A 3291-nucleotide genomic window follows, 5' to 3' on the forward strand; every position below is an offset into this window, starting at 1 on the left:
CCCGCCCCGGCGCCGCCCGCCCCGACCTCGGTCCCCGCACCCGCGTCCGGCGTCCCCACACCGCGCTCGCCCGAGGGCTCGGCCCCGACGGCGGCGGAGACGCCCGCGTCGCTCGACGACACCGGCACCCTGCGCGGCGCCGCCGACTCCTCGATCCGCGTCGACGTCGAGCTGCTCGACCAGCTCATGCGCCAGGTCGGGGAGCTCGTGCTGGCCCGCAACCGGATCAGCCGGCTCGCGTCGTCCACGCAGGACGTCGACCTCGCCCGGTCCGCGCAGCAGCTCAACCTCATCGCCTCGGAGCTGCAGGAGGGTGTCATGCGCACCCGGATGCAGGCGATCGAGCACGTCTGGTCCAAGATGCCGCGCGTCGTGCGCGACCTCGCCTCGCTGTGCGGGCGCGAGGTGCGCCTGGAGATGGTCGGAGGCGACACCGAGCTCGACCGCAGCCTCCTCGAGGCGGTCAAGGACCCGCTGACCCACCTCGTCCGCAACGCCGTCGACCACGGCATCGAGCCGCCGCACGAGCGGCTCGCGGCCGGCAAGCCCGCGCAGGGCCTGCTCGAGCTGCGCGCGTCGCACGCGGGCGGCCAGGTCTCCGTCGAGGTGCGCGACGACGGCCGGGGCATCGACCCCGACGCCGTGGCGGCCAAGGCGGTCGCGAAGGGGCTGCGCACGCAGGCTCAGGTCGAGGCCATGTCGGCCGCCGAGCTGCTGCAGCTGCTGTTCCTGCCCGGCTTCTCGACGGCCGAGCGCGTGACGAACGTGTCCGGCCGCGGCGTCGGCATGGACGTGGTGCGCACGCGCATCGAGGCGATCGGCGGGACCGTCGACGTCGAGTCGACCGTCGGCCAGGGCACCGTCTGGCGCCTGCGCATCCCGCTGACGCTCGCGATCATGCCGTCGCTCACCGTGGAGTGCGCCGGCGACCTGTACGCCCTCCCGCAGGTGCACGTGGTCGAGCTCGTCGCGCTCGACGCGCAGCGCTCGGACTCGGGCGTCGAGTACGTGCACGCCGCGCCGGTGTACCGGCTGCGCGGCGAGCTGCTGCCGCTCGTGTCGCTCGCGGGCGTCCTCGGGGTCGAGCCGTCGATCTCGGACGACGAGTGCGTGATCGCGGTCGTGCAGTCCGACCAGCAGCGCCTCGGCCTGCTCGTCGACCGCGTGCTGACCACCGAGGAGATCGTCGTCACGCCGCTCGCCGCCCGCCTCAAGGCGATCGGGGTCTACTCCGGCGCGACCGTGCTCGGCGACGGGCGCGTGGCGCTCATCCTCGACGTGCAGGCGATCGCGCGCCGCGCCATCACGCGCGACCCGGAGCTGACCTCGCGCGGCACGTCCGAGCAGGCCGGCACCCGGGCCGAGGTCGAGCAGGTGCTCGTCGCCGGCATCGGCGGCGGCCGCCGGGTCGCGATGCCGCTCGCGTCGGTCGCGCGCCTGGAGCACGTGCGCGCGCAGGACGTCGAGCTCGTGGGCGGCCGGGAGGTCGTGCAGTACCGCGGCACGATCCTGCCGCTGGTGCGCATGGACCGGCTGCTCGGCACCGCCGCGCGCCCGTCCGACGAGCTGCTGCTCATCGTCTACACGCGGGGCGAGCGGTCCGTCGGCCTCGTCGTCGAGGAGATCGTCGACATCGTCGAGGACGAGGTCGGCAAGCACTCGTCGATCGACGACCACGGCCTCGTCGGCTCGACCGTGCTCGGCGAGCGCGTCACCGAGCTGCTCGACGTGCGCGCGGCGATCCTCGCCGCCGACCGCGACTTCTACCGTGAGCCGGCCGAGCTGCCGGCCGACCTCGAGCTGGCGGGAGCGCAGCGATGAGCAGCTACGTGACGTTCATGATCGACGGCGGGCTGTACGGCATCGACGTGCAGCGCGTCCAGGAGGCGCTGCGGGCGCACGCCCGCACCCGCGTCCCGCTCGCGCCCGACGGCGTCTCGGGCCTGGTCAACCTCCGCGGCCAGGTCGTGCTCACCGTGGACCTGCGGCCGCGGCTCGGCATCGCGCCGCTGCCCGACGACGCCGAGCAGATGATGGTCGTCGTCCAGGTCGGCGGCGAGACCGTCAGCATGCTCGTCGACGAGATCGGCGACGTCGTCGACGTCGAGCCCGAGCGCGTCGAGGCGCCGCCGGACACCCTCGACGCCGCGATCCGGCCGCTCATCCGCTCGGCCTGCACGCTCGACGGCCAGCTCTTGCTGGTCCTCGACGTGGACGAGGCCGCCGCCGCCTGATCCGCAGGATCACCCGCATCCCCGGGCCTCTCGCAGGCCCGCACCCCTCACGACCGGCCACCCCCGGCCGATCGGACGGTCGACGGCGCAGCCCCCGCGCCCGCTCGAAGGAGACCCCCCATGACCTCGCCCACCGACGCCTCCCGCCGGGGCGGCTGGTTCGCCCGGCTCGGCGTCCAGGCCAAGATCCTCACCGTCTTCGTCCTGCTCGGCGCGGTCGCGCTCGGCTCGGGCGTCTACGCCGTCGTCGCGCTGAACCAGTCCAAGAGCGACCTGCAGATGGTCGCGATGATCCAGTCCACGATCTCGGACGTGCGCTCCCACGTGCACCAGAACCAGCTCAAGGGCCGCATGATCATCGCGCAGATCGCGGCGTCCGCGGACGCCGAGGACAAGGCGGCCTGGACGCAGAAGCTCGCCGACAACGACGCCGAGCTGAACGCGGACATCGAGGCGTACACGAAGACCGAGGCGGCCGAGTCGGAGACCTGGCAGCACTTCCTCACGTCGTACGCGGCGTTCCTCACGATCCGCGACGAGCAGCTCGTGCCGACGGCCCAGGGCGACGACCTGGCGGCCTACGGCGAGGTCCGCGACGAGATCGCGCAGCCGGCGATCGACGCGTACGTCGCCGACCTCGACGCGGTCGCCGAGGAGATCACCGCCTACGTCGCGGGCGTCGCGGACACGGCCGGCGACCGCACCGCGCGGGCCGTCGTCATCCTCGTCGCGAGCCTGCTCGTGGCGCTCGCCGTGGCGCTGACGCTGGGTGTCGTCATCGCCCGGCGCATCCGCCAGTCGGTCGTGCAGGTGCAGCGCTCGCTCGACGCGATGGCGGAGGGCGACTTCACGGTCGGCGCCGACGTCCGCTCGCTGGACGAGCTCGGCCGCATGGCGCAGTCGCTCAACCTCGCGCAGGTCTCGGTGCGCGGCACCCTCGCGGGCGTCGTCGAGACGGCCGAGACGGTCGCCGCGGCGGCCGAGGAGCTCGCGGCCGCGTCCCGCCAGGTCGGCGCGTCGCAGGACGAGACGAGTGCGCAGGCGGGTGTCGTCGCTG

At 74.0% G+C, this 3291-nt stretch carries 3 protein-coding genes; all 3 read left to right on the forward strand.

Annotated features, from left to right (window positions below; genetic code table 11):
• The coding region (locus tag HGCM_RS17310) for a chemotaxis protein CheW (RefSeq protein WP_019136085.1) at positions 1-1821 on the forward strand (1821 nt) is incomplete at its 5' end.
• On the forward strand, positions 1818-2234 hold the full coding sequence (locus HGCM_RS06705; RefSeq protein WP_026075308.1) for a chemotaxis protein CheW: 417 nt from the start codon (positions 1818-1820) through the stop codon (positions 2232-2234). The genes HGCM_RS17310 and HGCM_RS06705, both read left to right, overlap by 4 nt.
• 120 nt (positions 2235-2354) lie before the next feature.
• Positions 2355-3291 (forward strand): MCP four helix bundle domain-containing protein (locus HGCM_RS17315; RefSeq protein WP_019136087.1); only part of this gene is annotated, 937 nt, incomplete at its 3' end.

The sequence above is a fragment of the Cellulomonas massiliensis JC225 genome (assembly GCF_000312005.1).
Classification (GTDB): domain Bacteria; phylum Actinomycetota; class Actinomycetes; order Actinomycetales; family Cellulomonadaceae; genus Cellulomonas; species Cellulomonas massiliensis.